This is a genomic window from Streptomyces afghaniensis (assembly GCF_044327915.1).
GTDB classification, from domain to species: Bacteria; Actinomycetota; Actinomycetes; order Streptomycetales; family Streptomycetaceae; genus Streptomyces; species Streptomyces afghaniensis.
In genome coordinates this window covers 440,398-466,474 of the sequence record NZ_JBIRGJ010000008.1, presented here as the reverse complement: position 1 = coordinate 466,474, position 26,077 = coordinate 440,398, and the positions used below count along the sequence as shown (strand labels likewise).

General features: G+C 72.2%; 23 protein-coding genes and 2 pseudogenes. 11 read left to right on the top strand and 14 right to left on the bottom strand.

Annotated features, from left to right (window positions below; genetic code table 11):
* Nucleotides 1-92: 92 nt before the first annotated feature.
* Both ACH4G3_RS30975 and ACH4G3_RS30970 read right to left on the bottom strand, forming a co-directional pair.
* Nucleotides 93-224 carry a hypothetical protein gene (locus ACH4G3_RS30975; protein WP_020270984.1) on the bottom strand — a complete coding sequence of 44 codons (132 nt, stop codon included), beginning with the start codon at nucleotides 222-224 and terminating at the stop codon, nucleotides 93-95.
* Nucleotides 225-404: 180 nt separating this feature from the next.
* Complete coding sequence (locus ACH4G3_RS30970; protein WP_397627607.1) at nucleotides 405-2,939, bottom strand: helicase-associated domain-containing protein; 2,535 nt, start codon at nucleotides 2,937-2,939, stop codon at nucleotides 405-407.
* A gap of 129 nt (nucleotides 2,940-3,068) precedes the next feature.
* Here ACH4G3_RS30970 and ACH4G3_RS30965 point away from each other — a divergent pair, with 129 nt between their 5' ends.
* Complete coding sequence (locus tag ACH4G3_RS30965; protein ID WP_397627606.1) at nucleotides 3,069-4,103, top strand: hypothetical protein; 1,035 nt, start codon at nucleotides 3,069-3,071, stop codon at nucleotides 4,101-4,103.
* A gap of 59 nt (nucleotides 4,104-4,162) precedes the next feature.
* Complete coding sequence (locus tag ACH4G3_RS30960; RefSeq protein WP_397627605.1) at nucleotides 4,163-4,786, top strand: HAD family hydrolase; 624 nt, start codon at nucleotides 4,163-4,165, stop codon at nucleotides 4,784-4,786.
* Here the strand turns inward: ACH4G3_RS30960 and ACH4G3_RS30955 are convergent.
* The gene (locus ACH4G3_RS30955) at nucleotides 4,765-5,013 is read right to left on the bottom strand and encodes a hypothetical protein (RefSeq protein ID WP_010035898.1); all 249 of its coding nucleotides are present in this window, start codon (nucleotides 5,011-5,013) and stop codon (nucleotides 4,765-4,767) included. The genes ACH4G3_RS30960 and ACH4G3_RS30955 overlap by 22 nt on opposite strands.
* 164 nt (nucleotides 5,014-5,177) lie before the next feature.
* On the opposite strand from ACH4G3_RS30955, the gene ACH4G3_RS30950 reads away from it, so the two are divergent.
* Nucleotides 5,178-5,561, top strand: a complete 384-nt coding sequence (locus ACH4G3_RS30950) for a cold-shock protein (RefSeq protein ID WP_010035896.1) — start codon at nucleotides 5,178-5,180, stop codon at nucleotides 5,559-5,561.
* A gap of 7 nt (nucleotides 5,562-5,568) precedes the next feature.
* On the opposite strand, the gene ACH4G3_RS30945 is transcribed toward ACH4G3_RS30950, so the two are convergent.
* The 4 genes from ACH4G3_RS30945 to ACH4G3_RS30930 form a co-directional block, all read right to left on the bottom strand.
* Nucleotides 5,569-6,417 (bottom strand): 1,4-dihydroxy-6-naphtoate synthase, encoded by an 849-nt coding sequence (locus tag ACH4G3_RS30945; RefSeq protein ID WP_397627604.1) that lies wholly within the window; start codon nucleotides 6,415-6,417, stop codon nucleotides 5,569-5,571.
* A complete protein-coding gene (locus tag ACH4G3_RS30940) occupies nucleotides 6,407-7,111 on the bottom strand; it encodes a futalosine hydrolase (RefSeq protein ID WP_397627603.1) in 705 nt (234 codons plus the stop codon). The genes ACH4G3_RS30945 and ACH4G3_RS30940 overlap by 11 nt, the downstream gene beginning before the upstream one ends.
* Nucleotides 7,081-7,554 carry a DUF2771 domain-containing protein gene (locus ACH4G3_RS30935; protein WP_397627602.1) on the bottom strand — a complete coding sequence of 158 codons (474 nt, stop codon included), beginning with the start codon at nucleotides 7,552-7,554 and terminating at the stop codon, nucleotides 7,081-7,083. Before ACH4G3_RS30935 ends, ACH4G3_RS30940 begins: the two co-directional genes overlap by 31 nt.
* A gap of 62 nt (nucleotides 7,555-7,616) precedes the next feature.
* A complete protein-coding gene (locus tag ACH4G3_RS30930) occupies nucleotides 7,617-9,050 on the bottom strand; it encodes an MFS transporter (protein ID WP_397627601.1) in 1,434 nt (477 codons plus the stop codon).
* Nucleotides 9,051-9,330: 280 nt separating this feature from the next.
* On the opposite strand from ACH4G3_RS30930, the gene ACH4G3_RS30925 reads away from it, so the two are divergent.
* Nucleotides 9,331-10,245 (top strand): DUF3027 domain-containing protein, encoded by a 915-nt coding sequence (locus tag ACH4G3_RS30925; RefSeq protein WP_397627600.1) that lies wholly within the window; start codon nucleotides 9,331-9,333, stop codon nucleotides 10,243-10,245.
* Nucleotides 10,246-10,356: 111 nt separating this feature from the next.
* Here the strand turns inward: ACH4G3_RS30925 and ACH4G3_RS30920 are convergent.
* Nucleotides 10,357-10,569, bottom strand: a pseudogene (locus ACH4G3_RS30920) (hypothetical protein); the annotation flags it as partial.
* A gap of 243 nt (nucleotides 10,570-10,812) precedes the next feature.
* Here ACH4G3_RS30920 and ACH4G3_RS30915 point away from each other — a divergent pair.
* The 3 genes from ACH4G3_RS30915 to ACH4G3_RS30905 all read left to right on the top strand — a co-directional run bounded on the left by ACH4G3_RS30915 (nucleotide 10,813) and on the right by ACH4G3_RS30905 (nucleotide 16,069).
* Entirely contained in the window at nucleotides 10,813-13,959 is a 3,147-nt protein-coding gene (locus ACH4G3_RS30915; RefSeq protein ID WP_397627599.1) for a sacsin N-terminal ATP-binding-like domain-containing protein, read from the top strand.
* Nucleotides 13,960-14,132: 173 nt separating this feature from the next.
* Nucleotides 14,133-14,999 (top strand): calcium-binding protein, encoded by an 867-nt coding sequence (locus ACH4G3_RS30910; RefSeq protein WP_397627598.1) that lies wholly within the window; start codon nucleotides 14,133-14,135, stop codon nucleotides 14,997-14,999.
* 215 nt (nucleotides 15,000-15,214) lie between these two features.
* Nucleotides 15,215-16,069, top strand: a complete 855-nt coding sequence (locus ACH4G3_RS30905) for a hypothetical protein (protein ID WP_397627597.1) — start codon at nucleotides 15,215-15,217, stop codon at nucleotides 16,067-16,069.
* Nucleotides 16,070-16,075: 6 nt separating this feature from the next.
* Here the strand turns inward: ACH4G3_RS30905 and ACH4G3_RS30900 are convergent, their stop codons facing one another.
* From ACH4G3_RS30900 to ACH4G3_RS30890, 3 genes are all read right to left on the bottom strand, one after another.
* On the bottom strand, nucleotides 16,076-18,469 hold the full coding sequence (locus tag ACH4G3_RS30900) for an HAD-IC family P-type ATPase (RefSeq protein ID WP_397627596.1): 2,394 nt from the start codon (nucleotides 18,467-18,469) through the stop codon (nucleotides 16,076-16,078).
* A 143-nt stretch (nucleotides 18,470-18,612) separates the two neighbouring features.
* Entirely contained in the window at nucleotides 18,613-19,458 is an 846-nt protein-coding gene (locus tag ACH4G3_RS30895) for a class I SAM-dependent methyltransferase (protein WP_397627595.1), read from the bottom strand.
* 121 nt (nucleotides 19,459-19,579) lie between these two features.
* Nucleotides 19,580-19,858, bottom strand: coding sequence for a DUF2530 domain-containing protein (locus ACH4G3_RS30890; protein WP_307175931.1), 279 nt, complete (start codon nucleotides 19,856-19,858; stop codon nucleotides 19,580-19,582).
* 117 nt (nucleotides 19,859-19,975) lie between these two features.
* On the opposite strand from ACH4G3_RS30890, the gene ACH4G3_RS30885 reads away from it, so the two are divergent.
* Nucleotides 19,976-21,427 carry an NCS2 family permease gene (locus ACH4G3_RS30885; protein ID WP_397627594.1) on the top strand — a complete coding sequence of 484 codons (1,452 nt, stop codon included), beginning with the start codon at nucleotides 19,976-19,978 and terminating at the stop codon, nucleotides 21,425-21,427.
* Nucleotides 21,428-21,456: 29 nt separating this feature from the next.
* Here the strand turns inward: ACH4G3_RS30885 and ACH4G3_RS30880 are convergent.
* A pseudogene (locus tag ACH4G3_RS30880) lies at nucleotides 21,457-21,630 on the bottom strand (ribbon-helix-helix protein, CopG family); the annotation flags it as partial.
* Between the two features lie 154 nt (nucleotides 21,631-21,784).
* On the opposite strand from ACH4G3_RS30880, the gene ACH4G3_RS30875 reads away from it, so the two are divergent.
* A complete protein-coding gene (locus ACH4G3_RS30875) occupies nucleotides 21,785-22,222 on the top strand; it encodes a MarR family winged helix-turn-helix transcriptional regulator (RefSeq protein ID WP_010035858.1) in 438 nt (145 codons plus the stop codon).
* A 27-nt stretch (nucleotides 22,223-22,249) separates the two neighbouring features.
* Entirely contained in the window at nucleotides 22,250-23,635 is a 1,386-nt protein-coding gene (locus ACH4G3_RS30870) for an MFS transporter (RefSeq protein ID WP_397627593.1), read from the top strand.
* 28 nt (nucleotides 23,636-23,663) lie between these two features.
* Here the strand turns inward: ACH4G3_RS30870 and ACH4G3_RS30865 are convergent, their stop codons facing one another.
* Nucleotides 23,664-24,185: a GNAT family N-acetyltransferase gene (locus ACH4G3_RS30865; RefSeq protein WP_397627592.1), complete on the bottom strand. Its 522-nt coding sequence runs from the start codon at nucleotides 24,183-24,185 to the stop codon at nucleotides 23,664-23,666.
* 25 nt (nucleotides 24,186-24,210) lie between these two features.
* On the opposite strand from ACH4G3_RS30865, the gene thpR reads away from it, so the two are divergent.
* A complete protein-coding gene (gene thpR / locus ACH4G3_RS30860) occupies nucleotides 24,211-24,783 on the top strand; it encodes an RNA 2',3'-cyclic phosphodiesterase (RefSeq protein WP_397627591.1) in 573 nt (190 codons plus the stop codon).
* Between the two features lie 207 nt (nucleotides 24,784-24,990).
* Here thpR and ACH4G3_RS30855 read toward each other — a convergent pair whose 3' ends face one another.
* Nucleotides 24,991-25,983 carry an aldo/keto reductase gene (locus ACH4G3_RS30855; protein ID WP_397627590.1) on the bottom strand — a complete coding sequence of 331 codons (993 nt, stop codon included), beginning with the start codon at nucleotides 25,981-25,983 and terminating at the stop codon, nucleotides 24,991-24,993.
* Between the last annotated feature and the right edge of the window lie 94 nt (nucleotides 25,984-26,077).

Below are 26,077 nucleotides of genomic sequence, written 5' to 3'. Positions count from 1 at the left end.
TTCACGGGTCGAGAGACGAGGGACACCCCACCGCGGGCCGGCCCGGGGACGCCGGGGCCGGCCCGATGGTGCGCGGCAGGCGGATCAGCGGATCAGACCTGCGGTGTCTCGAGGACGAGGCCGGCGACATCGATGCTCACCGCGGCGGCCGGAGTGGCCAGCCCGCCGAACGTCATCAGGGCGGCGGTGGCCAGGACGGCGGCGACTCGACGGACAACGCGCATGCTGGGACTTCCTTTCGACAAGGGCTCACAGGACACCCGGTGGCTGCCCCCGCGCGAACGGCGGAATGCGGCACGCCCGGCAAGGTCGCCCAAGGGTGGGACATCCCCGGCGTGGCGTGCATGAACGCCGGCGTGCACCCGAACGGGTGAGACGACCGGGCCGGGCGGAACGGGCCGTCGTCAGCCCGCGTCGTCGGCGAGCTCCGCGACCCCGGTGATCCGGTGCAGCGGGTACGTACGGACCTCGTCCGCCGTGTGGTCGTACGCCGTCACGAAACCGCCCTCGACGCGGATCGGGGCGATGACCCGCTGGCTCGCGGTGCCCTCGGCGTTGACGTAGCCGATCCACAGGGCCTCGCCGGTCAGGACGGCGGCCTGCATGGTGGCGAGGGTCTCGGCGGAACCGGTGCGGGGCAGTTCGCCGTCGGCCGCCGGAGCCGTGCCGGACTTGCGCGGGGTGGTGGAGGCGAGGTCGCCGGCCCGGATGGCGCGCAGCGCCGCCGCGAGGAGCGTGTCGTCGGGGACCGGCGGGCCGTCCGGCACCGGCTCGGGCGCGCTGCGAGGCGGGGTGCGGTGCGCGTGCGCGCGGGTGATCAGCACATCGCCCTCGGCGGACTCGGCGGCCGGCGCGAACCCCATCGCCCGCAGGCCCTCCAGCAGCCCCGCCGGGTCGGTCTGCGCGGCCAGCACGGTCGGGGCGAGCCGGCGCAGCCCCAGGGCGGCGGCCCGCTTGTCGGCGAGGATCTCGCCCAGCACCGCGTCGTCGTCGCAGCGGACGTACGCCGAGGCCGCGCCCACGCGCAGCTGCCCGTGCCTGCGGGCCACGTCGTCGATCAGGTACGTGAGCGGCTGCGGCACCGGCGTACGGGAGTGCGCGGCGAGGAAGGCGTGCAGGTCCGAGGCGCTCCGCCCGGCGTCGAGGGCGCGCCGCACCGAGCCGGGCGTGAAGCGGTAGACGGTGGCCCCGCCCTTGGACTCGACGTCCGCCAGCACGCCCAGCATGTCGGCGAGCGGGGGCTGCAGGGGCCCGGGCGCCACCGCCGTCAGGTCGGCCTGGAGCAGCACGTGGTCCAGCGGCTCGGGCAGCAGGGGCGTGAGCAGCCGGGCCGCGGCGGCGGAGGCGACGGCCTGTTCCGTGGCGGAGAGGGTGGGGACATGGGTGGGGCGGTGGTGCACGGGGAGCTTGTCCCCAGGACCGGACGGCTCCGCCTCCGGGCTCCTGGCGGGAGCCGCGGGTGCGCCCAGCAGGGCCCGGCCGTGGGCCGACAGCGCGCCCCTGCCCGTGACGCCCAGCATTTCCGCCTCCGACAGGGCCCACTCGGCGAGCCGGCCGCGCAGGTCGTCCTCGCGCCGGTCGCCGCGCAGGGGGCGCTCCCAGCGCAGTCGTGCCAGTACCGACTCGGCGGCCGGCGCGGCCCCTTCCGGCAGCCCGGCCAGCAGCGCCAGCACCCGGTGCCGTACCTCGGGCGCCGCCGAACGGTCCAGACCCGGCCCGAGCGCCGACAACGTACGGTCCTTCGCGTCCCGCCCGCCCACCAGCCCCGCCGTCCGGGTCGCCGCGAGCCACGCCGTGACCAGCCGCGACCAGCGCTCGGCGGCGGGCAGCTCCCGCCACTCGTCGTACGCCGGGGTCGCCGCGTACCGCTCGTCGGCCTCCCCGTCCGGGGCGATCAGGCCCGCCGCGTACGCCAGCTCCACCCAGAACGCGGCGACCGGCTCGGGCACGTCGAGGGCGACGGCGGTCCGCTTCAGGTCCCGCACGCTCAGCCCGCCGGCCCGCAGCACCGCCGGCCCGCCCTCGTCCCAGTCCTTCAGCAGTTCCTCGACGGTCGCGAGCGCGGTGTACGCCTGCCCGGCCGCGGTGCTGTCCACAACCTGTGGACGGTGAACGGCGGCCGCCTCGACCGCCGGCGGCACCGGCTCGGGCGTCCGGTGCGCGAGCCCCCGCCGCAGGTGCAGGGCGACCTCGCGCGGCAGCACAACCGTCCCGGGCGCCGTCGGCAGCAGCAGCCCCCGGTCCAGCAGCCAGCGCAGCCGGGGCGCCGGATCGGCCGTGACCTGCCCGTACGGCGGCCCCCACACCAGCCGCTCCAGCACGTCGAGGGAGTCGGCCGGGGCCCCGGCGAGCAGCGCGGCCATCCGGCGCCGGTCCGAGAACAGCTCGGTCAGGGACGTCACCGCGGAGACCGAGTCGTGGGTCGAGGGCAGCCCGGCGGCCGTGACGATCTCCTGGATGCGCCCCGGGGACATCCCGGCGGTGGCCTCCTGGACCGTCGGACCGAGCCCTGTCGGGGAGGGGTGCTGCGGCGAGGGAGCCAGCAGCTCACGGGCCGTGCGGACCAGCCGCAGCCGGTCGTCGCGGCCCCACACCAGGGCCTGCTCGCGCAGGACGCCCAGGGCGTGCGGCAGGGCCTGGGCGACGGCCGGGTCGGCGTCGTCCCCGGCCATGAGCCCGAGCAGTTCGTCGTACGTCGCCGGATCCGCCGCGACGGCCAGCGCCTGAGCCGTCTGGAGCGTGAACCGGTCCAGCCGCTCCAGGGCCCGCACGACCGAGGCCCGGGTGCCGGCGCGGGTCGCGAGCTGTGTGAGGTCGGTGGGGACGGGCGTGATGAGATCCGGACGGCTGCGCAGGAGCGCGCCCAGCGAGACGTCGTCCCGCCCGCGGAGCGCTTCCGCGAGGGAACGGGGGGCCGAAGGCCTGTCCTCGGTGCTCATCCGGTCCACGGTAGCGGGTCGCCTCCGGCGGCCGGGGCGACTGTGCGCGGGCATGTGGGTCGCCCGTCCGCACTCGCGGTACCGTCGACCGACGGCGTCAGCCAACGCACACGCCCCGGAGGGGACTTCGTGGGGATTGAGAGCGACCAGGTCGTTTACGAGTATCTGAGCCGCGTCGGCGACGTGGCCCAGCAGCGCCAGTTGTCGTCGGCCACCCGCATGCGTCTGGTCGCGGACCTGCGCAACGAGATCGACAAGCGCCGCGCGAAGGCCACCGTCGACTCGCCCGCCGCCGTCCGCCGCATCCTGTCCCGCCTCGGCAGCCCCGACGAGATCGTGGCGGCGGCAGCGGACGGCACAGGCACCGGCGCGGGCACGGTCGGCGGCGGTACGGCGCACAACGCCCCGGCCGCCGTGCCCGTACAGCGCGAGGCACGCGAGCCGGAGGAGCCGGGCGAGCGGCCGAAGGGGGTCCTGCGGCGCGTCGTACCGCGCCCCCGCCCGGCCCGGCCCGCCGAGGAGTCACATCCCGCCGCCGGGGGCGCGGCCCCGCCGCACCTGGCCGCCGGGCACGAACTCGGGGACAGCGCGGTCCAGCCGGACTGGTGGCGGGTGGACAGCAGCCCCTTCGGGGCGGGCGACGACGTGCCGGGCTTCGTGGGCGGTGTGGAGCTGCCGGACCTGCTGAAGCCGCCGGGACCGAGGAAGCCGGAGCTGGAGAAGCAGGCGGCCGACGAGGAGCCGGCGCCGGCGGTCGAGGTGGCCGGGGCGCCGGAGGAAACGGCGGGCAAGGCGGCCCGCCGGCGTCTCCCGGGCCTGCCCGCGGGCGGCTGGAGCAACCCGCTCCTCCTCATCGCCGCCGGTCTCCTCGTCGCGGGTGCCGTGCTCGGCAACTGGTTCGTGCTGATCCTCGGCTGGCTCATCGCCTACGCCTCGCGCCGCCTGACCCCGGCGGAGACGAAGTGGGCGGTGGTGATCCTCCCCGGCCTCTCCGTCGCGGCCGGCGTTCTCTGGCTGTGGGGCAGGACGAACGACCGCTGGGGCGCCCCGATCGCGGAGGGCCACATGAACGACGCGGTGGCGGAGACCTGGCCGTGGGTGGTCAGGGGCGCGGCGGTGGCGTCGGCACTGTTCCTGGTCTGGCGCTCCCAGCGCTCTCGTTAGGCCCTGTCGGCTCCAGCCCATCACAGGGGGACGTCTGCCGTGCACACCGTGTGGGCACAATGGCCCATATGGCAATCACCGTCGGCTTCGACCTCGACATGACCCTCATCGACTCCCGCCCCGGCATCCGCGCCTGCTACCAGGCGCTGTCCGAGCGGACGGGGACGTACATCGACGCCGATCTGACGGTCACGCGGCTCGGACCGCCGCTGGCCGAGGAGCTGATCAACTGGTTCCCGGCCGACGAGGTCGAGACGGTGGCGGACGTCTACCGGGAGATGTACCCGTCCATCGCGATCGCCGCGACCCCCGCGCTGCCCGGCGCCCGGGAGGCCATCGCGGCCGTACGGGAGGCCGGGGGACGCGCGATAGTCGTCACGGCCAAGTACGAGCCCAACGCCAAACTGCACCTCGCCCACCTCGGCATCGAGCCCGACGCCGTCATCGGTGACCTGTGGGCCGAACAGAAGGCGGAGGCGCTGCGCGAGCACGACGCGGGCGTCTACGTCGGCGACCACGTCGGGGACGTGCGCGGCGCCCGGACGGCCGGCGCGCTGTCGGTCGCGGTGGCCACCGGCCCCTGCCCGCCGGAGGAACTGCGCGCGGCGGGCGCGGACGTCGTCCTCTCCGACCTGACGGAATTCCCCGGGTGGTTTTCGGACTACCGTCCCGCACGCGCCTGACGCCGGCCCGCGGCGACGGAACGCAGCACTCCCGCTCCGGCCATCAGGAATCCGACCGCCATGAGCATGCTCAGGCCGAACATGTACGTCGGAAAGGGCGTCGTCCCCAGGAACAGCGGGGCGACCGTGACCAGTGTGGCCACGGCGCCGATGAAGAAGACGATGGCACCGGCACGGACCAGACGGTCACCGGGAGCGGCGGAATTCGTTTGGGTTTTGTCACGCACCCGACCAGGGTAGTTCCCAGCGCGAAGGAACAACCGGGTGACGTCTTGTCACCGGCCTGAAGACCATTAGCCTTGGTACCGGCGGGTCCGTACGACCCGCCCGAGTGCTATCAAGAGCCGTTTCCAGAAGCAGTTTTCCGACGAGTACGAGGACGAGGACAGACGTGCCTACCGGCAAGGTCAAGTGGTTCAACAGCGAGAAGGGCTTCGGCTTTCTCTCCCGCGACGACGGCGGTGACGTCTTCGTCCATTCCTCGGTCCTCCCCGCCGGAGTCGAGACGCTCAAGCCGGGACAGCGGGTGGAGTTCGGCGTCGTCGCAGGACAGCGCGGCGACCAGGCGCTGTCCCTGACGATTCTGGACCCGACCCCCTCGGTCGCCGCCGCGACCCGCAAGAAGCCGGACGAGCTGGCCTCCATCGTCCAGGATCTGACGACCCTCCTGGAGAACATCACGCCGATGCTGGAGCGGGGCCGCTACCCCGAGAAGACCGCCGGCAAGAAGATCGCCGGCCTCCTGCGCGCGGTCGCCGACCAGCTGGACGTGTGACGCCCGCTCAGGGGAAAGCGAGCGCGTTCGGGCCGAGGGGCGGCACCAGCCCCTCGGCCGCCGCGCGTGTCAGCAGCCCGCGTACGGCGGCGTAGCCGTCCTCGCCAAGGTCGGCGGTGAACTCGTTGACGTACAGCCCGATGTGCTGGTCGGCGACGGCCGGGTCCATCTCCTGGGCGTGCTCCATGACGTAGGGCCGGGACGCCTCGGGGTCGTCCCAGGCGGCGCGCACGGACGTCCGGACGGAGTCGGCGAGCAGCCGCAGCTTCTGCTCGCCCAGCGACCGCTTGGCGATGATCGCGCCCAGCGGGATCGGCAGCCCGGTGGTGTTCTCCCAGTGCTCGCCCATGTCGGCGAGCTTGTGCAGTCCGTAGTTCCGGTACGTGAAGCGGGCCTCGTGGATGACGAGCCCCGCGTCGACCTTCCCGTCCCGCACGGCCGGCATGATCTCGTGGAACGGCATGACGACGATCTCGCCGACCCCGTCGCCCAGCGTGTCCGCGGCCCACAGCCGGAACAGCAGATAGGCGGTGGACTTCTCACTGGGCACGGCGACCGTACGGCCGGTCAGGTCGGCATCCGGCTCCCGCGTCAGCACCAGCGGCCCGCACCCCCGCCCCAGCGCGCCCCCGCACGGCAGCAGGGCGTACTGCTCCAGCACGTACGGCAGCACGGCGTACGACACCTTCAGCACGTCGAGCTCGCCGCGCTCGGCCATGCCGTTGGTGATGTCGATGTCGGCGAAGGTCACGTCGAGGGCGGGGGCGCCGGGGACGCGGCCGTGGGCCAGGGCGTCGAAGACGAAGGTGTCGTTCGGGCAGGGGGAGTAGGCGATCTTCAGCTGCTCACTGGTCATGCCGGTTCCAACTCTCCAGTACGGGCACGAGCTTCCCGAAACCCTCGGTGAGGGCCGCCAGGGCATCGGGGATCCGCCAGGCGGCGCGGTCGCGCGGCCCGACGGGATTGGAGATCGCCCGTACCTCCAGCACGGGCACCCCGTGCACGGCGGCGGCCTCGGCCACGCCGAAGCCCTCCATGGCCTCGGCGAGGGCGGTGGGGTGACGCTCCCGGAGCACGGCGGCCCGCTCGGCGGTCCCGGTCACGGTGGACACGGTGAGGACGGCCCCGGTACGCGCCCCGACGGCGTCGGCGACCAGCCGCACGAGCTCCGCGGGCGGCTGATGACGCACGGTCCCGAACCCGAGCTCGGTGACCGGCACGAACCCGTCATCGGTCTCGGCCCCCAGGTCGGCCGCGACGATCTCATCGGCGACAACGAGCGATCCCACGCGCGCCTCGGGCAGGAACCCCCCACCGATCCCGGCGGAAACCACGAGGTCGTAGGGGGTACCTTCGAGGGCGGCGGCGGTCAGGGCGGAAGCGGTGGAGGCAGCGGCGAGGGCGGGCCCCACACCGGCCGCGATCACATCGACACCGCCGTGGGCAGTGGCGGCCACCGCGTCCCGTTCCACAGGAACCGCGGTGGCGACAAGCACCCTGCCCAGCCCAGCGGCAGTGATTACGCGTCCTTCTCCAGCTTGAAGTTCCACAACCCCGACGCGTCCTTCTCGCCCTCCTTGATGGACACCAGCGTCGAGTCGCCCTGCGCCCCGTACTGCGCGTTGAAGAACACGCTGCCCGGAATGGTGCGGTACGTCTTCGTGCTGGAGTCGGTCAGCGGCTGACCGTTCATCAGGATCGTCCAGCCCTTGTCCGCGATCTCCGGGTCGACCCCGAAGCGCACGGTCTCGTCCGGGTCGACGGAGATGCTCTTGATGCCCTTGTCCTTCAGGCACTGATTGAGATCGGACGGCTTCAGGGCATCGCCCTCGCCGCCACAGGTGGCCTCGGAGTTCACCGAATCCTGGCCCACGGTGACCGTGGCCATCGGAGTCGGCTTGTCACAGGCCGAGAGGACGAGCAGTCCGGCGGACACGACGCCGGCGGCGGCGACGGCGCGGCGGCGTCGCACAGCGGATTGCAACCTGGTCATGGGCGAAGGCTATCTGCCCCACCGCCCGGACCGCCCACGCGGGGTACGGCGTGCCCGTCGGCCTACGCCACACGCGGCCGTGCCGCACCACCGCGCCGGGCCGAGCCGATCAGCCCCCGCACGGTCGTCAGCCAGCCCGTGCCGACGATCGCGGCGCCCACCGCCAGCCCGAGCGTGCCGTTGAGCGGCATCACGATGCCGACCGCCCCGCCGAGCACCCAGGACATCTGGAGCAGTGTCTCGGAGCGGGCGAAGGCCGACGTGCGGACCAGTTCGGGCACGTCCCGCTGGATCAGCGCGTCGAGCGACAGCTTGGCCAGGGCCTGCGCGAAGCCGGCGATCGCGGCCAGGCCGGCCACCAGGACCGTGCTGAAGAACAGCGCGGCCGTGATCGCCGCGCCCAGCACGCACGCCACGACCGTCACGATGATGATCTCCGGCGCCCGGGACCGGAGCCACGCCCCCACGGCCGTACCGAGCGCGTTGCCGACGCCGGCCGACACGCCCACTATCCCCAGGGACACGGCGGCGCTCTGGCCGGAGATCGGATGCTCGCGCAGCAGGAAGGCGAGGAAGAAGATCAGGAAGCCGGTGAGGCAGCGGATGGAGGCGTTGGCGGCCAGGGCGTGGGTGACGGCCGGGCCGACCGTGCGCAGCCCGGGGCGCTTGACGGGACGGCGGTGCGGCCCGTGCAGGTGCTCCTCGTCCGCGGCCAGCAGGGCGGTGTCCTCGCCCTTGGCGGAGTCGACGTTCGGCGGCAGCGTGAACGACAGGAACGTCCCTGCCACGAAGATCACGAACGCGCCGTAGAGCGGCCAGCGCGGCCCGATCTGCTGGAGTCCGGCGCCGACCGGCGCGGCGATGCCGGTGGCGAGGAGCCCGCCGAGGGTGACGCGCGAGTTGGCCTTCACCAGCGAGAAGCCCGGCGGCAGCAGCCGGGGCACGACGGCGCTTCTGACCACCCCGTAGGCCTTCGACGCGACGAGGACGCCGAGCGCCGCCGGATACAGCTGGAGGCTGCCGCTGACGACCGCGCCGGACAGGATGAGCGCGAGCAGCGCCCGGGCCAGCATCGCCCCGGCCATCGCGGCCCGGCGGCCGTGCGGGATGCGGTCGAGGAGCGGGCCGATCACCGGCGCGAGGAGGGTGAAGGGCGCCATGGTGATGGCGAGGTACAGCGCGACCCGGCCGCGGGCCTCGTCGGTCGGCACGGAGAAGAACACCGTCGAGGCGAGGGCGACGGTGATCATCATGTCTCCGGCGCCGTTCACGCCGTGCAGCTCGATCAGCTTGCCGAGGCCGGACTCGCCGGCGCCGTGCGCGTGGGTGGCCTTGCGGATGCCGCGGGCGGTGCCGGTGAACGGGGAGTGCAGGGCACGGCCGACCGCGCGGAGGGAGCCGCCCAGACGGCCCGGTCCGTTCAGTCGGCTGCTTCCCTTGACCCCTTTCGAACCACCGGTCCCGGTGGCGCCCTGGGGCGTCCTCGCGGCTGCCACGACGTCATAGTGCCCCGAGATGGCTGTGGGTAGTGCCATTACCGCGTGTATAGGGCCTGTGGGGTGACTGTCCGGGTTGCGGGGCCGGTCGGTACGGTCGCCGGAGCCGTCGGTCAGGACCGTCGGTGTACGCGAAGTGGGGCGGAGGGGTAGCGTGCGTATCTCAGCCATCCCGCAAAATGGATGAAGGACGTCGACGCGGTCCCCTGGTCCGCTCCGTCCGCCCCCGGCGCTGGGAGTGGCGCACACGTGAGACGGCGTATGGAGAGAAGCGATACCTGTGAGCGCAGCGACAACGCGAAGCCGCACCCCTGACCGTCTGTGCGCCGAGGCCGTCGACCTCGCACGGGGCGCCGCCGAGGAGGCCGCGGCACCCGGCATCGTCGGCGAGCACGTGGGGCTGGTCTCCGAGGGGGATCGCGTTGTCACGCACTTCTTCGAGTGCCGGGAGCTCGGGTACCGGGGCTGGCGCTGGGCCGTGACCGTGGCCCGGGCCTCCCGGGCGAAGATCGTCACGGTGGACGAGGCGGTGCTGCTGCCCGGCCCGGACGCGGTGCTCGCGCCCGAGTGGGTGCCGTGGAGCGAGCGGTTGCGCCCCGGCGACATGGGCCCGGGCGATCTGCTGCCCACCGACGCCGAGGATCTGCGTCTGGAGCCGGGCTGGACCGGCGAGGACGAGCCGCCGCCGAACTCCGTCGTCTCCGACGAGATGGCAGCACTGGCGGAGGCCGAGGACGCGGAGGTCACGGCGGGGCCCCTGGCCGTGCCCGCCCGCGGCTCGATCGCGGCGGTGGCCGAGGAACTCGGCGTGCGCCGTGCCCGGGTGCTGTCCCGCTATGGCCTGCACATCGCTGCCGACCGCTGGGAGGAAGCGTTCGGTCCCAAGACCCCGATGGCGCAGGCGGCCCCCGCGGCCTGCGTGAGCTGCGGCTTCCTGCTCCGCATCGGCGGTTCCCTGGGGCAGGCCTTCGGCGTCTGCGCCAACGAGTTCTCCCCGGCCGACGGCCGCGTCGTCTCCCTGGCCTACGGCTGCGGCGGCCACTCCGAGGCCGCGGTCATGCCCAAGCCGCCGCAGCCGGCCCCGCCGGTCATCGACGAGACCCGAGTGGACCCGTTCCCCCTGCGCCCGGCCGCGGACTCGGGCTCGGTCCCGGCGACGCCGGACGAGGACACGGAGGAACTGGGCCACTCGTAGCCGCAGCCGCCATCGCCTACTCGTCCTGCTCCTCCGAGAAGATCTGCTCGGCGGAGGGGGCGATCACGGCACGCCGGTGCCAGCGGCGCAGAGTCTCGGGATCACCGCAGCTGACGATGCGCTCGTTAGGCAGACGACCAGGAGCAGTGGCTGGAGCCGGTATTTCGTGAGCAGGTACGAGGCGTAGTACGCCCAGCTCGCGGGCTTGTCCGGGTCCTTCTTGCCCTGCGCCTCGACCGCGAGAAGTAACGGGTCGTCGTCCTCGGTCTCCAACCGGAGCAGGGTGCGGTGGGGGCGGCACCGTCCCGGCGGGGGCCGTCGCATGTCTGCGGTTGTGTTGCGCTGCGAGTAGGGCCGACAACCAGGCGCCAGGCCAGCCGAGTTGGGGAGGCTCACCCGGGCGGGTGAGCGGGCGCCAGGGGTCGGGATGCCAGCGAGGGCGGTCCCCGGCTCGTCGTCGTCTCCGCCGCATGGGCGGATTTCGTGACGTTCGCCTCCGGGAGTTGAACGGGGGCCGGACGGGGCGCGCAGCCCCGCTCCCCAGGCGGTACCTTCGTCCTCTCGTCGATGAGGAGAAGGAACGTGAGCAGCAAGTTCGTGCGGCCCGCCGCCGAGGGTGCCGATCCGTTCGGTACGGCACGTCTGCGGCGTGGAGTGCTGGACGCGTGGGCCACCAGCCCCGCCCGGTTCCGTGAGGACGCCAACGCCGAGGAGGACCTCGTTCTCGGTGGTTACCGGGACCGGCTCGTCGTCGAGCTCGCGCAGAACGCCGCCGACGCGGCGGCCCGGGCCGGGGTGCCGGGCCGGTTGCGCCTCACCCTGCGTGACGGTGTGCTCGTCGCCGCGAACACCGGCGCGCCGCTCGACGCGGCCGGCGTGGAGTCGCTGTCCACTCTGCGTGCCTCCGCGAAGCGGGAGACCCACGAGCAGGCCGTCGGGCGGTTCGGCGTCGGGTTCGCCGCCGTGCTCGCCGTGACCGACGAGCCCGCCGTCGTCGGCCGGCACGGCGGCGTGCGCTGGTCCCTGGCCGAGGCCCGGGAACTGGCCGCCGACACCGCCCGGCACAGCCCCGGCCTCGGGGACGAGGTCCGGCGGCGCGACGGTCACGTACCGCTGCTGCGGCTGCCGTTCGCCGCCGAGGGCACCGCCCCCGACCCGTACGACACCGCCGTCATCCTGCCCCTGCGCGACACCCCCGCCGCCGACCTCGCCGAACGGCTGCTGCGGGCCGTCGACGACGCGCTCCTGCTCACCCTCGCCGGTCTCGAAGAGGTCGTCGTCGAGATCAACGGCGAGAGCCCCCGGACGCTCTCCCGCCGCACCGACGGCCCCTTCACCGTCGTCGACGACTCCGGCGACGGCGTCACCTACTGGCGCACCGCCGCCGCCCACGGCCCCCTCACCCCCGAGCTGCTCACCGACCGGCCCGTCGAGGAACGGCTGCGCCCCCACTGGTCGGTCACCTGGGCCGTGCCCGTGGACTCCGACGGCAGCCCGGCCCGGCCCCGCACCAGCCCGGTCGTGCACGCCCCCACCCCCAGCGACGAGCCGCTCGGCGTCCCCGCCCTGCTCATCGCCTCGTTCCCGCTGGACTCCACGCGCCGGCACGCCGCCCCCGGCCCGCTGACCGACTTCCTGATCCAGCGCGCGGCCGACTCCTACGCCGGACTCCTCGGCGAGTGGCGGCCGGTGACGGCCGGGCTCATCGACCTCGTGCCCGGCCCGCTCGGCAAGGGCGAGCTGGACGGCGCCCTGCGCCAGGCCATCCTGGAGCGGCTGCCGCGCACGTCGTTCCTGCCGCCCGCCGCCGAGCGCCGCGAGCACGACGGCGACGAGCTGCCCGAGTCGCTGCGGCCCCGGGACGCCGAGGTCGTCGAAGGCGCGGGCGCGGACACGGTGCGGGTGCTCGCCGAGGTGCTGCCCACGCTGCTGCCCGCCGGTCTCGAACGCCGGGCGGAGCTGCGCACCCTGGGCGTCGCCCGGGTGCCGCTGACCGACGCGATCGACCGGCTGGCCGGCCTGGAGAAGGAGCCCGGCTGGTGGCGACGGCTCTACGACAGCCTGGCCGGGGTCGACCCGGACCGGCTGTCGGGCCTGCCGGTGCCGCTCGCGGACGGCCGTACGACGATCGGCCCCCGGCAGGTCCTGCTGCCCAGCCCCGACGCCACCGGTATCGACCCGGAGACCCTGGCCCGGCTCGGTCTGAAGGTCGCCCATCCGGACGCCGCGCACCCGATCCTGGAGAAGCTGGGCGCCCTGCCCGCGACCCCGCGCGCCGTGCTCACCACCCCGCAGGTCAGGGCCGCCGTCGCCGCGTCGCTCGACGACGAGGGCGGCGCGCTGTGGGAGGAGGACGCCCTCGACGCCGAGGAACTCGCCGACACCGTCCTCGCGTTGGTGCGGGACGCCGGTCTGGAGCCCGGTGACGAGCCCTGGCTCGGCGCGCTCGCGCTGCCCGACGAGGACGGCGAACCGGCCCCGGCCTGCGAACTCGTCTTCCCTGGTGGCCCGTTCGCCCAGGTCATGCGTGAGGGCGAACTGGCCGCGGTGGACGCCGAGCTGGCCTCGAAGTGGGGCGAGCAGCCGCTGGCCGCCTGCGGGGTCCTGGTGAACTTCGCCCTCGTCCGCGCCACCGACGTCGTCCTCGACCCCGACGAACTGGAGCCGCGCGAGGGCGACTTCGCCGAGCCCGACGACCCGGGCCTGCTGGACGCGGTCGATGTGTGGGCGGAGGACGTCCTCGACCGTTTCCCGGACAGCCCGGTGCCGCCGGTCGCGACCGAGATCATCGCCGTACGGGATCTGGACCTGGTCGACGAGGACAAGTGGCCCCAGGCCCTGTCCCTGCTGTCGCAGCCGCCGCTGCGGGACGCGATCGTCCAGACCGTGCGCGTCCTGCTGCCGGACGGCACGCACGAGGTCGTACGGCCGTACACGGCGTGGTGGCTGCGCGGCAACCCGGTGCTCGACGGCCGCCGCCCGGCCGGACTGCGGGCCGCCGGCGGCGATCCGCTGCTGCGCGGCCTCTACGAGGAGGCCGACGCGACCGGCTTCGAGGACGAGCAGGTGCTGCGGGCGCTGGGCGTACGGACGTCCGTCGCCGCGCTGCTGGACGAGCCCGGCGGCGCCGCCGAACTCCTCGACCGGCTGGCCGACCCGGAACGCGAGGTGACGGACGCCCAACTGCACGCGCTGTACGGGGCCCTGGCCGAACTGGACCCGGAGCAGGTGACCCTGCCGGACGAGCTGCGTGCCGTCATCGACGGCCGGGTGGAGGTCGTGGACGCGGCCGACGCCGTGGTGTGCGACTCCCCGGACCTGCTGCCCTTCACCGCGGGCGTCCCCCTGCTGCCGGTCCGCCCGTCCCGGGCCGCCGAACTGGCCGAACTCTTCCAGGTACGGCGCCTGAGCGAGTCGGTCACGGGGCAGGTCACCTCCGAGGGCACCGAACACGACGTCCCGGACTCCGTCCGCGTCCTGCTCGGCCCCCGCACCCCCTCCTCCTACCTCGAGCACGAGGAACTCGTCGTCGACGGCGTGGAGATCGACTGGCGGCTCACCGACGACGGCGTCCTGCACGCCGCCACGCTGGAGGGCGTCGCCGCGGGGCTCGCCTGGGCGGCGGGGCAGTGGCCGCGGCGGTTCGAGGTGGCGGCACTGCTGGAGGATCCGTCGCGGACGGAGGAGCTGGCACGGGACCGGTGGTTCGACTGAAGCATGCGGTGGCGCTTGGCTGTTCGGTGAAAACTCCCGCACAAATTTTTCACCGTTCGTACAACCAAGCGCCTTGCTCGCGTATCTGATCACGTGAGTCAACAGACTCCACGATCACTTGGGCCCCAGGAGCCGACGACGAGCGCCGGGGCCCCTCTCCACCTGGAGAACGCATGCGTATCCGAGCCACTGTGGCCGCCGTCACCGGTGCCCTGGCCCTTTCCGCCCTGGCCGTCCCCGCCGCGCAGGCGGACGACCACATGCCGAACCTGGCCTCGCTGGTCCCCTCCACCTCGAAGGCCACGCCGTTCGCGGCCGCCGCCCCGACGGACGAGGGCGAGGGCGACACGAAGATCACGAGCGTCACCGTCAACGGCGGCAAGAACATCGTCGTCGGTACGACCGTCAAGAAGTCCTTCACCGTCTCCGTGACGGCCACCGACCCGGAGGGCATCTACGACGCCTACCCCGTCCTGTGGCACGGCACGGACCCGGACACCGCCGACGGGGCGCTCGTCCCGGAGAGCCTGGACCAGGAGTTCGTCGGCGACTGCACCAACTCCAGTGCCACCACCGCCACCTGCAAGGTGACGATCATCGCCGACCCGGCCGTGGACCTCTACAGCAACATCCTGGCCGGCACCTGGAAGGTGTGGGTCGGCGCCGTCGGCAACGACGGTGACTACATCATCCGCGACGCCTACAAGACCGCCAAGGTCCAGCGCGCCTCGAAGCTGACGGTCAACGCCTCCCCGGAGCCGGTGGCCAAGGGCAAGACCATCACCGTCACCGGCAAGCTGTCCCGGGCCAACTGGGAGGACCACAAGTACCACGGCTACACCAACCAGCCGGTGAAGCTGCAGTTCCGCAAGAAGGGTTCCGACACCTACACCACGGTGAAGACCATCACCTCGAACAGCACGGGTGAGCTGAAGACCACCGTCAAGGCCGCCACCGACGGCTACTTCCGCTACTCCTTCGCGGGCACGACGACCACCCCGGCCGTCAACGCCACGGGTGACTTCGTCGACGTGCGATAACACCGTCCCGCACGACACGGACGACACCGCCGGCCACGGGATCCGTTCCGGGGCCGGCGGTTCCGTATGTCTCCCGTCCCAAGTCCCATGCCCGGGTCAAACATTGGGGATGCGGCGGCAAAACCGGAACGGGCCGTACAACCTGTTCCCGGGCTCGTGGATCTGATCACCCGAGTCAACAGACTCCTAGATCACTTCTCCACCTGGGGAAACACATGCACATCCGTGCCACCGTGGCCGCCGTCGCCGGCGCCCTGGCCCTTTCCGCCCTCGTCGTTCCGGCCGCGCAGGCCGCCGACGCGCCGTCCGGCAAGGCGGCCTTCAGCTCCGCCTCCGCCGACGCCGACTCGGGCACCACCGCGTCGACCCTCGACGTCACCTTCTCCGACGTGAAGGTCAACAGCGGCAAGAACATCGTCGTCGGCACCACCAACGTGGTCAGCTTCCCGGTCACCTACACCGTGACCCACGCCGCGGACCTCGACACCAGCTCGGACAACTTCGCCACCGGGCCGCTGATCTACCACGGCTCCTCGCTCGACACCGCGGACAACGTCCTCATCAGCGACGACCCGGCCACCTGCACCGCCGCCTCGTCGACCGTCCTCAACTGCAACGGCGTGATCAACATCCGCCCGGCCGACGGCGACCTGTTCAACTCCGACGCCGGCACCTGGGGCGCCGGTGCCCTCGCCGTCACCAGCAACGGTGACGAGAAGATGCAGGGCGGCCTGGGCAGCACCAAGGTGCAGCGCTACTCCAAGCTGACCGTCAACGCCGGTCCCGAGCCCGTCTACAAGGGCAAGACCATCACGTCCACCGGCAAGCTGTCCCGGGCCAACTGGGAGGACAACGCCTACCACGGCTACACCAACCAGCCGGTCAAGCTCCAGTTCCGCAAGGCGGGCACCAGCACGTACACCACCATCAAGACGGTGTACTCCGACCAGTACGGCAACCTGAAGGCCACCGCCACCGCCCAGTACGACGGCTACTGGCGCTTCAGCTTCGCCGGCACGACGACCACCCCGGCGGTCAACGCCACGGGCGACTACGTCGACGTGCGGTAACCCCGGCTACGCCGGCATGCGGCGGTCCACCCACCTCCACGCGAGTTCCAGGGTGGCCGCCGCCACCACCGCGATGCCGACCGCGATCCACGGCATCGTCATCCCGACCAGCTTCAGCGCGAAGAAGTGCTGGAGCCACGGCACGACGAGGACCAGCAGGAAGGCCCCGGCCATCGCCGCCACCAGGGCCACGCGCCACCAGGTGTAGGGGCGGGCGATGATCGCCAGGACCCACATCGAGATGAGGAACAGCGTGAGCGTCGCGGCGCTGGTCTCCGCGTCCAGCGCGCCCGCGCCCGTGTAGTGCTCCCGGGCGATCAGGTACGTCGCGAAGGTCGCCAGCGCGGCCACCACCCCGCCCGGGATCGCGTACCGCATCACCCGCCGCACGAAGTTCGGCTTCGCGCGTTCCTTGTTGGGCGCGAGCGCGAGGAAGAAGGCCGGGACGCCGATCGTCAGGGTGGACAGCAGCGTCAGGTGGCGCGGCAGGAACGGGTACTCGACCTGCGAGCAGACCACCAGGATCGCCAGCAGCACCGAGTAGACCGTCTTGACGAGGAACAGGGTCGCGACCCGCGTGATGTTGCCGATGACGCGGCGGCCCTCCGCCACCACCGACGGCAGCGTCGCGAAGCTGTTGTTCAGCAGCACGATCTGCGCGACCGCCCGGGTCGCCTCCGAGCCGGAGCCCATCGCGACGCCGATGTCGGCGTCCTTCAGGGCGAGGACGTCGTTCACCCCGTCGCCCGTCATCGCGACCGTGTGTCCCCGGGACTGCAGCGCGCCCACCATGTTCCGCTTCTGCTGCGGGGTGACCCGCCCGAACACCGTGGCGTCGTCGAGGGCCCGGGCCATGCCGTCCTGCTCGGCGGGCAGCCGGCGCGCGTCCACCGTGGCGCCGGACAGCCCCAGCTTGGACGCGACCGCGCCGACCGACACCGCGTTGTCGCCGGAGATGACCTTGGCGGCCACGTTCTGGTCGGCGAAGTAGCGCAGTGTCTCGGCCGCGTCCGGCCGCAGCCGCTGTTCCAGGACCACCAGCGCGACGGGCTTCGCTCCCTCGGCGACCTCCGGGTCGTCGAGGTCCCGGTCGACCCGGGCGAGCAGCAGCACCCGCAGTCCCCGCTCGTTCAGCCGCCCGGTCTCGGCGAGGGCCGGGTCGTCCTCGGGCAGCAGCACGTCCGGCGCCCCGAGCAGCCAGGTGCTGGTCTCCCCGTCGGCCTCGGCGAACGCGGCGCCGCTGTACTTGCGGGCGGAGGAGAAGGGCAGCGCCTGGGTGCAGCGCCAGTCCCCGGCGGCCGGGTAGACGTCGATGATCGCCTTCAGCGAGGCGTTCGGCCGGGGGTCCGACGCGCCGAGCGCGCCGAGCACCCGGCGTACGTACGCCTCGTCGGCGCCCTGCAGGGGCCGCAGCTCGGTGACGTCCATGCCGCCCTCGGTGAGGGTGCCGGTCTTGTCCAGGCAGACCGTGTCGACCCGGGCCAGCCCCTCGATCGCGGGCAGCTCCTGGACGAGGCACTGCTTGCGCCCGAGGCGGATGACGCCGATGGCGAAGGCGACCGAGGTGAGCAGCACCAGCCCCTCGGGGACCATCGGGACGATGCCGCCGACCGTGCGGGCGACGGAGTCGTCGAAGGCGTTCTCCTTCACGAACAGCTGGCTGATGATCAGGCCGATCGCGGTCGGGACCATCATCCACGTGACGTACTTGAGGATCGTGGAGATGCCGGAGCGCAGCTCGGACTGGACGAGGGTGAACCGGGACGCCTCCTCCGCCAGCTGCGCCGCGTACGCCTCCCGCCCGACCTTCGTGGCCTGGAAGGCCCCGCCGCCCGCGACCACGAAGCTGCCCGACATCACCTGGTCGCCGGGGCGTTTGACGACCGGGTCCGCCTCACCGGTGAGCAGCGACTCGTCGATCTCCAGCCCGTCGGTCTCGGCACAGACGCCGTCGACGACGACCTTGTCCCCGGGCCCGATCTCGATCAGGTCGTCGAGGACGATCTCGGAGGTGCTGACCTGGCCGGAGGTCCCGTCCCGGCGGACGGTGGGACGCACCTCACCGATCAGCGCGAGCGAGTCCAGCGTCTTCTTCGCCCGCCACTCCTGGACGATCCCGATACCGGTGTTGGCGAGGATCACGAAGCCGAACAGGCTGTCCTGGATCGGCGCGACGAACAGCATGATCAGCCAGAGCACGCCGATGATCGCGTTGAAGCGGGTGAAGACGTTCGCGCGGACGATGTCGAGGGTGGACCGGCTGCTGCGCACCGGTATGTCGTTGACCTGGCCGCGCTCCACCCGCTCGGCGACCTGAGCCGAGGTCAGGCCGGTCTCGCGTGAGGTGACCGTCACCGGCCGCGTGGAGTCGGGCCGGGCACCCGCGTCGAGATGCGTCATGCATTCGACGGTACGTGCGGATTTGCCGCTTCACCTGCCGAATGCGGGGAAGATCCGACCTGGGAACGACGGACGTCGTGCCCTGGTCGTACGGCAGTTGTACGCCCTCGGATCGCCGTCGGACCCTGGTGCCACCCGCGGGGTCAGCCGGCCCGGCGCGCGGTGAACAGCAGGTACTCCCACTCCAGGACGGTCCCGCCCCCGCCCGTGCTCAGATCGCCGTCGCGGGCGAGGTCCGCCAGGTCGCGGTCCAGGGCGGCGGTGCGCTCGGGGTCGCCGGCGATGTTCTTGTAGACCGTGATCGTGGGGCCGTACCGCTCCTTGAAGTAGTCGCGGAACGCCTCGGGCGTCTCGAAGCGGTCGACCCGGACGGTCCGGCGCTCGGCGCGCACGTCCGTGACCCGGTCGCCGAGGAGCGCGCGCACATGGTCCTCGTCGCCCCACAGCGGGGGCGGCTGCGCGCCCGGCGGGGGCGGCGGCGCGTACGGCTTCATCGTGGCGAACATCCGGCCGATGAAGCCCTGCGGCGTCCAGCTCAGCAGGCCGATGGTGCCGCCCGGACGGCAGACCCGGACGAGTTCGTCGGCGGCCTGCTGGTGGTGCGGTGCGAACATCACCCCGACGCAGGACAGCACGGTGTCGAACTCGGCGTCGCGGAAGGGCAGGGCCTCGGCGTCGGCCTCCTGCCAGCTCAGCTCCACGCCCTGCTGCCCGGCCACGCGGCGGCCGGCCTCGAACAGCTCCGGTGTCAGGTCCGAGGCGACCACGTCCGCGCCGGCCAGGGCCGCCGGGATCGCGGCGTTGCCGCTGCCGGCGCCCACGTCCAGCACCCGCTGCCCGGAGCGCACCCCGCACGCCTCGACCAGGACCGCCCCGAGACCGGGGATGACCTCGGCGGCCAGGGACGGGTAGTCGCCCTGCGCCCACATCGCCCGGTGCTTGGCCTTCAGGGCCCGGTCGGCCTCGGTCGCGCTGTTCTGCGTCGTCATGGCTGCGCTCCTCACCCTGGGGCGGCTGGTCGCGCGCGACGGTTTCGGGCGTTTCGCCGCCTTCCTCCGAGCGTAGGGAGGGAGCGGAGGAGTGTCTCGCCGGGAGCGGGCAGGAACGTGCCTACTCGGCCGCCGGAGTCGCCGTCACGTCCTGCTGGGCCGCCGCCCGCTTGATCGCGGCGTCGCGCCTGCGCACGTACCAGATGCCGATCAGCCCGAGGCCGCCGCCGGCCAGGCAGGTCCACACCCACCAGGTGTGGCCGTGGTCGTCGAACCAGCCGTAGAAGGGGAGCTGGACCAGGAAGAGGACGAACCAGAGGATCGTGCCGCCGGTGACGGTGGCGACCACGGGGCCCTCCAGGGGCTCCGGCGCCTCGTGTCGGGGGGTCCATTTCGCCATGGGGACAGCTTACGAGGCGATCAGGTCTACGCGCGCAGATGTGCGATCGCGGCCTTATATGTTCATACTGAAACGGTTTGTGTCTGACCACTTCTCTTCGTAGGAAACACCAAACACATGTCCTCCTCGGCTCCCGCCAAGGCCCCCGCCCCTGAACAGCCGGGAGCCGGGCCCGCGTACGGCGCACTCGACCGCTTCTTCCGGATCTCCGAGCGGGGCAGCACGCTGTCCCGTGAGGTCCGGGGCGGCCTCGCCACCTTCTTCGCGATGGCCTACATCATCGTGCTGAACCCGATCATCCTCGGCAGCGCCAAGGACATGTACGGTCACCAGCTCGACAACGGGCAGCTGGTCACCGCGACGGCCCTCACGGCCGCGCTCACCACCCTCCTCATGGGCGTCATCGGCAATGTGCCGATCGCCCTCGCCGCCGGCCTCGGGGTGAACTCGGTCGTCGCACTCCAGCTCGCCCCGCGCATGTCCTGGCCGGACGCGATGGGCATGGTGGTCCTCGCCGGGGTCGTGGTCATGCTGCTGGTCGCCACGGGGCTGCGCGAGCGCGTGATGAACGCCGTCCCCTACGGGCTGCGCAAGGCCATCTCCATCGGCATCGGCCTGTTCATCATGCTGATCGGTCTCGTCGACGCCGGTTTCGTCTCCCGCATCCCGGACGCCGCCCAGACCACCGTCCCGCTCCAGCTCGGCGGGGACGGCCACCTCAATGGCTGGCCGGTCCTGGTCTTCGTCCTGGGCGTACTGCTCACGCTCGCCCTGATCGTGCGCAAGGTCTCCGGCGCGATCCTGATCTCGATCGTCGCCATGACGGTCGTGGCCGTGGTCATCGAGGCCGTGGCCGAGGTGCCGAGCTGGGGTCTGACCACCCCGAAGTGGCCCGGCAACCCGGTCGCGAGCCCCGACTTCGGGCTGGTCGGGCAGGTCAGCCTGTTCGGCGGCTTCGAGAAGGTCGGTGTGCTGACCGGTGTGCTGTTCGTCTTCACGGTGCTGCTGTCGTGCTTCTTCGACGCGATGGGCACGATCATGGGCGTCTCCGACGAGGCGAAGCTGACCGACGCGCAGGGGCAGATGCCCGGCATCAACAAGGTGCTGTTCGTCGACGGTCTCGCGGTCGCCGCCGGCGGTGCCAGCTCCTCCTCGGCGACCACCGCCTTCGTCGAGTCCACGGCCGGCGTCGGCGAGGGTGCGCGCACCGGCCTCGCGAACGTCGTCACCGGCGGCCTCTTCGCCGTCGCGCTCTTCCTGACGCCGGTCGCCACGATGGTGCCGTCCCAGGCGGCCACCCCCGCCCTGCTCGCGGTCGGCTTCCTGATCCTGGCCGGCTCGGTCAAGGAGATCGACTGGGCGGACTACACGATCGCCGTCCCGGCCTTCGTGACGATGCTGATGATGCCGTTCACGTACTCGATCACCAACGGCATCGGCATGGGCTTCATCACCTTCGTGGTGCTGCGGCTGGCGGCCGGCCGGGGCCGGGAGGTGCCGACGGCGATGTACGCGGTGGCGGCGGTGTTCGCGTTCTACTACCTGATGCCGGCGCTGGGTCTGACCTGATCCTGATCCTCGTCGCCCGGGTCGGGTGACCCGTAGAACCTCTCCGTCTCCTCGACGGCGGCCTGGAACCGCTGGTCGAAGTCATCGCGAATGAGCGTCCGGACGACATAGTCCTGGACGCTCATTCCCCTTTTCGCGGCATGGTGCCGGAGCCGCTGCAGCAGCTCGTGGTCTATTCGCAGGCTGAACACACTGGTCCCCATGACCGAAGGGTCGCGGCACCCTTCGGTCCGGTGTGTCACGTTCCGCCGTCGGATCACCCATATGAGTGATGTCACGGTTCAGTGGTCAGGGTCACGGGCATTCACGCGCGCCCCGGGTGGTCTTTAGCGAGAGTAATGAGTTACGCTAAAGAACATGCCGGACCTCAGCCATGGCGACGACGTAGCCGCCGTGAACTCCCTCCGATCCGCCGTGATGCGGCTGTCCCGTCGGCTCAAGCACCAGCGGGTCGACGAGTCGCTCAGCCCCACCGAGATGTCGGTGCTCGGCACCCTGTCCCTGTGCGGCAGGGCCACCCCGGGCGAGCTCGCCCGCAAGGAGCACGTCCAGCCGCCCTCGATGACCCGCATCGTGGCGCTGCTGGAGTCCAAGGGACTGGTCCGTCTGGAGCCGCACCCCGAGGACCGGCGCCAGAAGGTCGTGACGCGCACCGAGCAGGCCGAAGCGATGCTCGAGGAGAGCCGCCGCAAGCGGAACGCGTTCCTGGCCTCGCTGGTGGAAAACCTCGACGAGGACGAGTGGGCCAAACTGCGCGCCGCCGCCCCCGTGCTGGAGAAACTCGCGCATCTGTAAGCCGTACGTCGCAAGGAGGCGAACCCTTTGAGTTCGGGACCCGGAGCAGCTTCCGCCCCCGCACCTGATCCCCACGACTCCCCGCCCACCTCCGACACACGCCCCAGCGATGACGCCCGGCCGGTCCGCAAGTCCTCGATGTTCTCCTCCCTGAAGGTCAGGAACTACCGCCTGTTCTTCATGGGACAGGTCGTCTCCAACATCGGCACCTGGATGCAGCGCATCGCCCAGGACTGGCTGGTGCTCAGCCTCACCGGCTCCTCCGCGGCCGTCGGCATAACGACGGCACTCCAGTTCCTGCCGATGCTGCTCTTCGGCCTCTACGGCGGTGTCCTCGTCGACCGGCTGCGCAAGCGGCCCACCCTGCTCGTCACCCAGTCGGCGATGGCCCTCACCGCCCTCGCCCTCGCCGTCGCCGTCCTCACCGGCCACGTCCAGGTGTGGCACGTGTACGTCGCCGCCTTCGCGGTCGGTCTCGCCACGGTGGTCGACAACCCGGCCCGGCAGTCCTTCGTCTCCGAGCTGGTCGGCCCGGGGCAGCTGCAGAACGCGGTCAGCCTGAACTCGGCGAACTTCCAGTCCGCCCGCCTGGTCGGGCCCGCCGTCGCGGGCATACTGATCACCGGCGTCGGCACCGGCTACGCGTTCCTCTTCAACGGCCTGTCCTTCATCGCGCCGCTCACCGGCCTGCTGCTGATGCGCGCCCGCGAGCTGCACGTCGTCGAGCGCGCCCCGCGCGGCAAGGGGCAGCTGCGGGAAGGCGTGCGCTACGTCACCGGCCGCCCGGAGCTGATCTGGCCGATCGTCCTGGTCGGGTTCGTCGGCACCTTCGCCTTCAACTTCCCCGTCTACCTCTCGGCCTTCGCGGACGACGTCTTCCACGCGGGTGCGGGCGCCTACAGCATGTTCAACACGCTGATGGCGGTCGGCTCGGTCGCGGGCGCGCTGCTCGCCGCCCGGCGCGGCACGGCCCGGCTGCGGCTGCTGATCGCCGCCGCCATGGCCTTCGGCGCCCTGGAGATCCTGGCGGCGACCATCCCCACCCTGTGGATGTTCGCCCTGCTCATGGTCCCGCTGGGCCTGTTCGGCATGACGGTCAACGTCACGACGAACACCAGCATCCAGATGTCCACGGACCCGGCCATGCGCGGCCGTGTCATGGCCCTCTACATGATGGTCTTCCTCGGCGGCTCCCCGGTCGGCGCGCCGATCGTCGGCTGGATCACCGACACGTACGGCGCCCGGGTCGGTCTGGCGTCCGGCGGTGCCGTCGCGGCCGTCGCCGCGGCCGTGATCGGCCTGATCCTGGCCCGCGTCGGCAACCTCCGCCTGTCGGTCGGCTGGCACCACGGCCACCCACGGGTGCGGTTCGTCCGCCGGGAGCAGCGGGAGGCACTGGCGCCGGCGGCGTAGGGCGGCGTGGCGCGCCCGGCCGGGAGGCTCACACCCTCCTGGCCAGCAGCTGGCCCGGCCAGCTGTTCTCGCCGACCGTGAAGGCCTCGGTCCGGGTGAAGCCGTTGGCCTCGTAGTAGCGGACGAGCTTGCCGTCGTCGCCGGCGTAACAGTCGACCCGCAACAGGCCCACCCCTGCCCGCCGGGTCACCGCGGCGGCGTGCGTGAGGAGCGCGCTGCCCACGCCGTGGCCCTTGAAGCGGCGGTCGGAGGCGAGCCAGTGGATGTACCGCTCGGGCTCGCCGGGCGGCGCGAGGTGGGACAGGTAGGCGCCGGGCGAGTCGGTGAGGGTGAGGGTGGCGGCCGGGACGCCGTCGGCATCGGCCATGAACACGCTGCCCTCATCCATGTACCGGCCGACCGACTCGACCGTCTTCGGGCTCTGGGACAGCGGTTTCGTCCCCCACTGCCCCGTGCGGCCCTGCGAGACCAGCCACTCCACGCAGCTGTCGAGCATGCCGAGTATCACGGGAATGTCGTCGGGGCCGCCTTCTCTGAGGGTGATCTCCATGGCCTCATGGTGCCAGGCTGGAGTCATGAGACTCTTCGCCGCCGTGCTCCCCCCTGACAGGGTGGTCCGCGAACTCGGTGCCGTGGTGGACGCGTTGCACAAGCTGCCCGGGGCGGACGGGCTGCGGTGGACCGGCCGCCCGGGCTGGCACTTCACCCTCGCCTTCTACGGCGAGGTCGACGACGGGCTCCTGCCGGAGCTGTCGGCCCGGCTGGAGCGGGCCGCTCACCGTACCCGCCCCTTTCCGCTGGCGGTGCGGGGCGGCGGCCAGTTCGGCCACGGCCGGGCCTTGTGGACCGGGGCCGAAGGCGACCTGGCGACCCTGCGGCTGCTGGCCGAGCGGGCGGAGGCGGCGGCGCGGAAGGCCGGGGTGCCCATGGGGGAACACCGGCGGTACAAGCCGCACCTCACCGTGGCCCGCAGCCGGGAGGCCTGCGATGTCCGGGCCTGTGTCGAGACCCTGGACACGTTCGTGAGCCGGACCTGGACCGTGCGGGAGCTGGTGCTGGTGCGGAGCAATCTGCCGACCTCGGGGGTCCCGGGGGAGCAGCCCCGGTACGAGGCGGTCGGCCGCTGGCCTCTGGCCGGCGCCGGTTAGGCTCAGTGGCGTGGACCCGAAAACCCGCAACCGGATCATGGCCGGTGTGCTTGTGCTGATGTTCTTCGTCGTCGCCTTGGCTTCCGTGCTCGGGAGGTAGGCGGCGGCCGGGGAACCGCGGACGGCTGCCCTCCGGCTGCCGGCCGGTGGGGGCTTGTCGCGCAGTTCCCCGCGCCCCTGAAAAGAAGGGCGTTCGCCCTTGGGGAACTACCAGGCGAAGGCCTCCGGGCTCGGCCCCGGGCCCGGGAAGATCTCGTCCAGGCCTGTCAGGAGTTCCTCGGAGAGCTCCAGCTCGGACGCGCGCACGGCGGAGGCGAGCTGCTCGGCCGTGCGGGGGCCGACGATCGGGCCGGTCACGCCGGGGCGGGTGAGCAGCCAGGCCAGGGCGGCCTCGCCGGGCTCGATGCCGTGCTTGTCGAGCAGGTCCTCGTAGGACTGGATCTGCGCGCGGGTGGCGGGGTCGGCGAGCGCGTCGGCGGCGCGGCCGGAGGCGCGGCGCTTGCCCTCGACCTCCTTCTTGAGGACACCGCCCAGCAGACCGCCGTGCAGCGGCGACCACGGGATGACGCCGAGGCCGTACTCCTGCGCGGCCGGGATGACCTCCATCTCGGCGCGCCGCTCGGCGAGGTTGTACAGGCACTGCTCGCTGACCAGCCCGATGGTCCCGCCCCGCCGGGCGGCGATCTCGTTCGCCTGGGCGATCTTGTAGCCGGGGAAGTTCGACGACCCGACGTAGAGGATCTTGCCCTGCTGGACCAGGACGTCGATCGCCTGCCAGATCTCCTCGAAGGGCGTGTTCCGGTCGATGTGGTGGAACTGGTAGACGTCGATGTAGTCGGTCTGGAGCCGCTTGAGGCTGGCGTCCACCGCCCGCCGGATGTTGACCGCGGAGAGCTTGTCGTGGTTCGGCCAGGCCGGGCCGTCGGCGCCCATGTTGCCGTACACCTTCGTGGCGAGGACGACCTTGTCGCGCCGTCCCTCGCCCTTGGCGAACCAGGTGCCGATGATGCTCTCGGTACGGCCCTTGTTCTCGCCCCAGCCGTACACGTTGGCGGTGTCGAAGAAGTTGATGCCCGCGTCCAGCGCCGCGTCCATGATGGCGTGGCTGTCGGTTTCGTCGGTCTGCGGGCCGAAGTTCATGGTGCCGAGGACGAGCCGGCTGACCTTGAGTCCCGTGCGTCCGAGCTGCGTGTACTTCATGCTGCCCAAGCCAACGTCTTGAAGTGCGCTCCAAGCAAGCACGCGTTGACGTCAAGGGGGCCTTGGAGTCAGTGGCGGGGGAACTCGTCGGTCT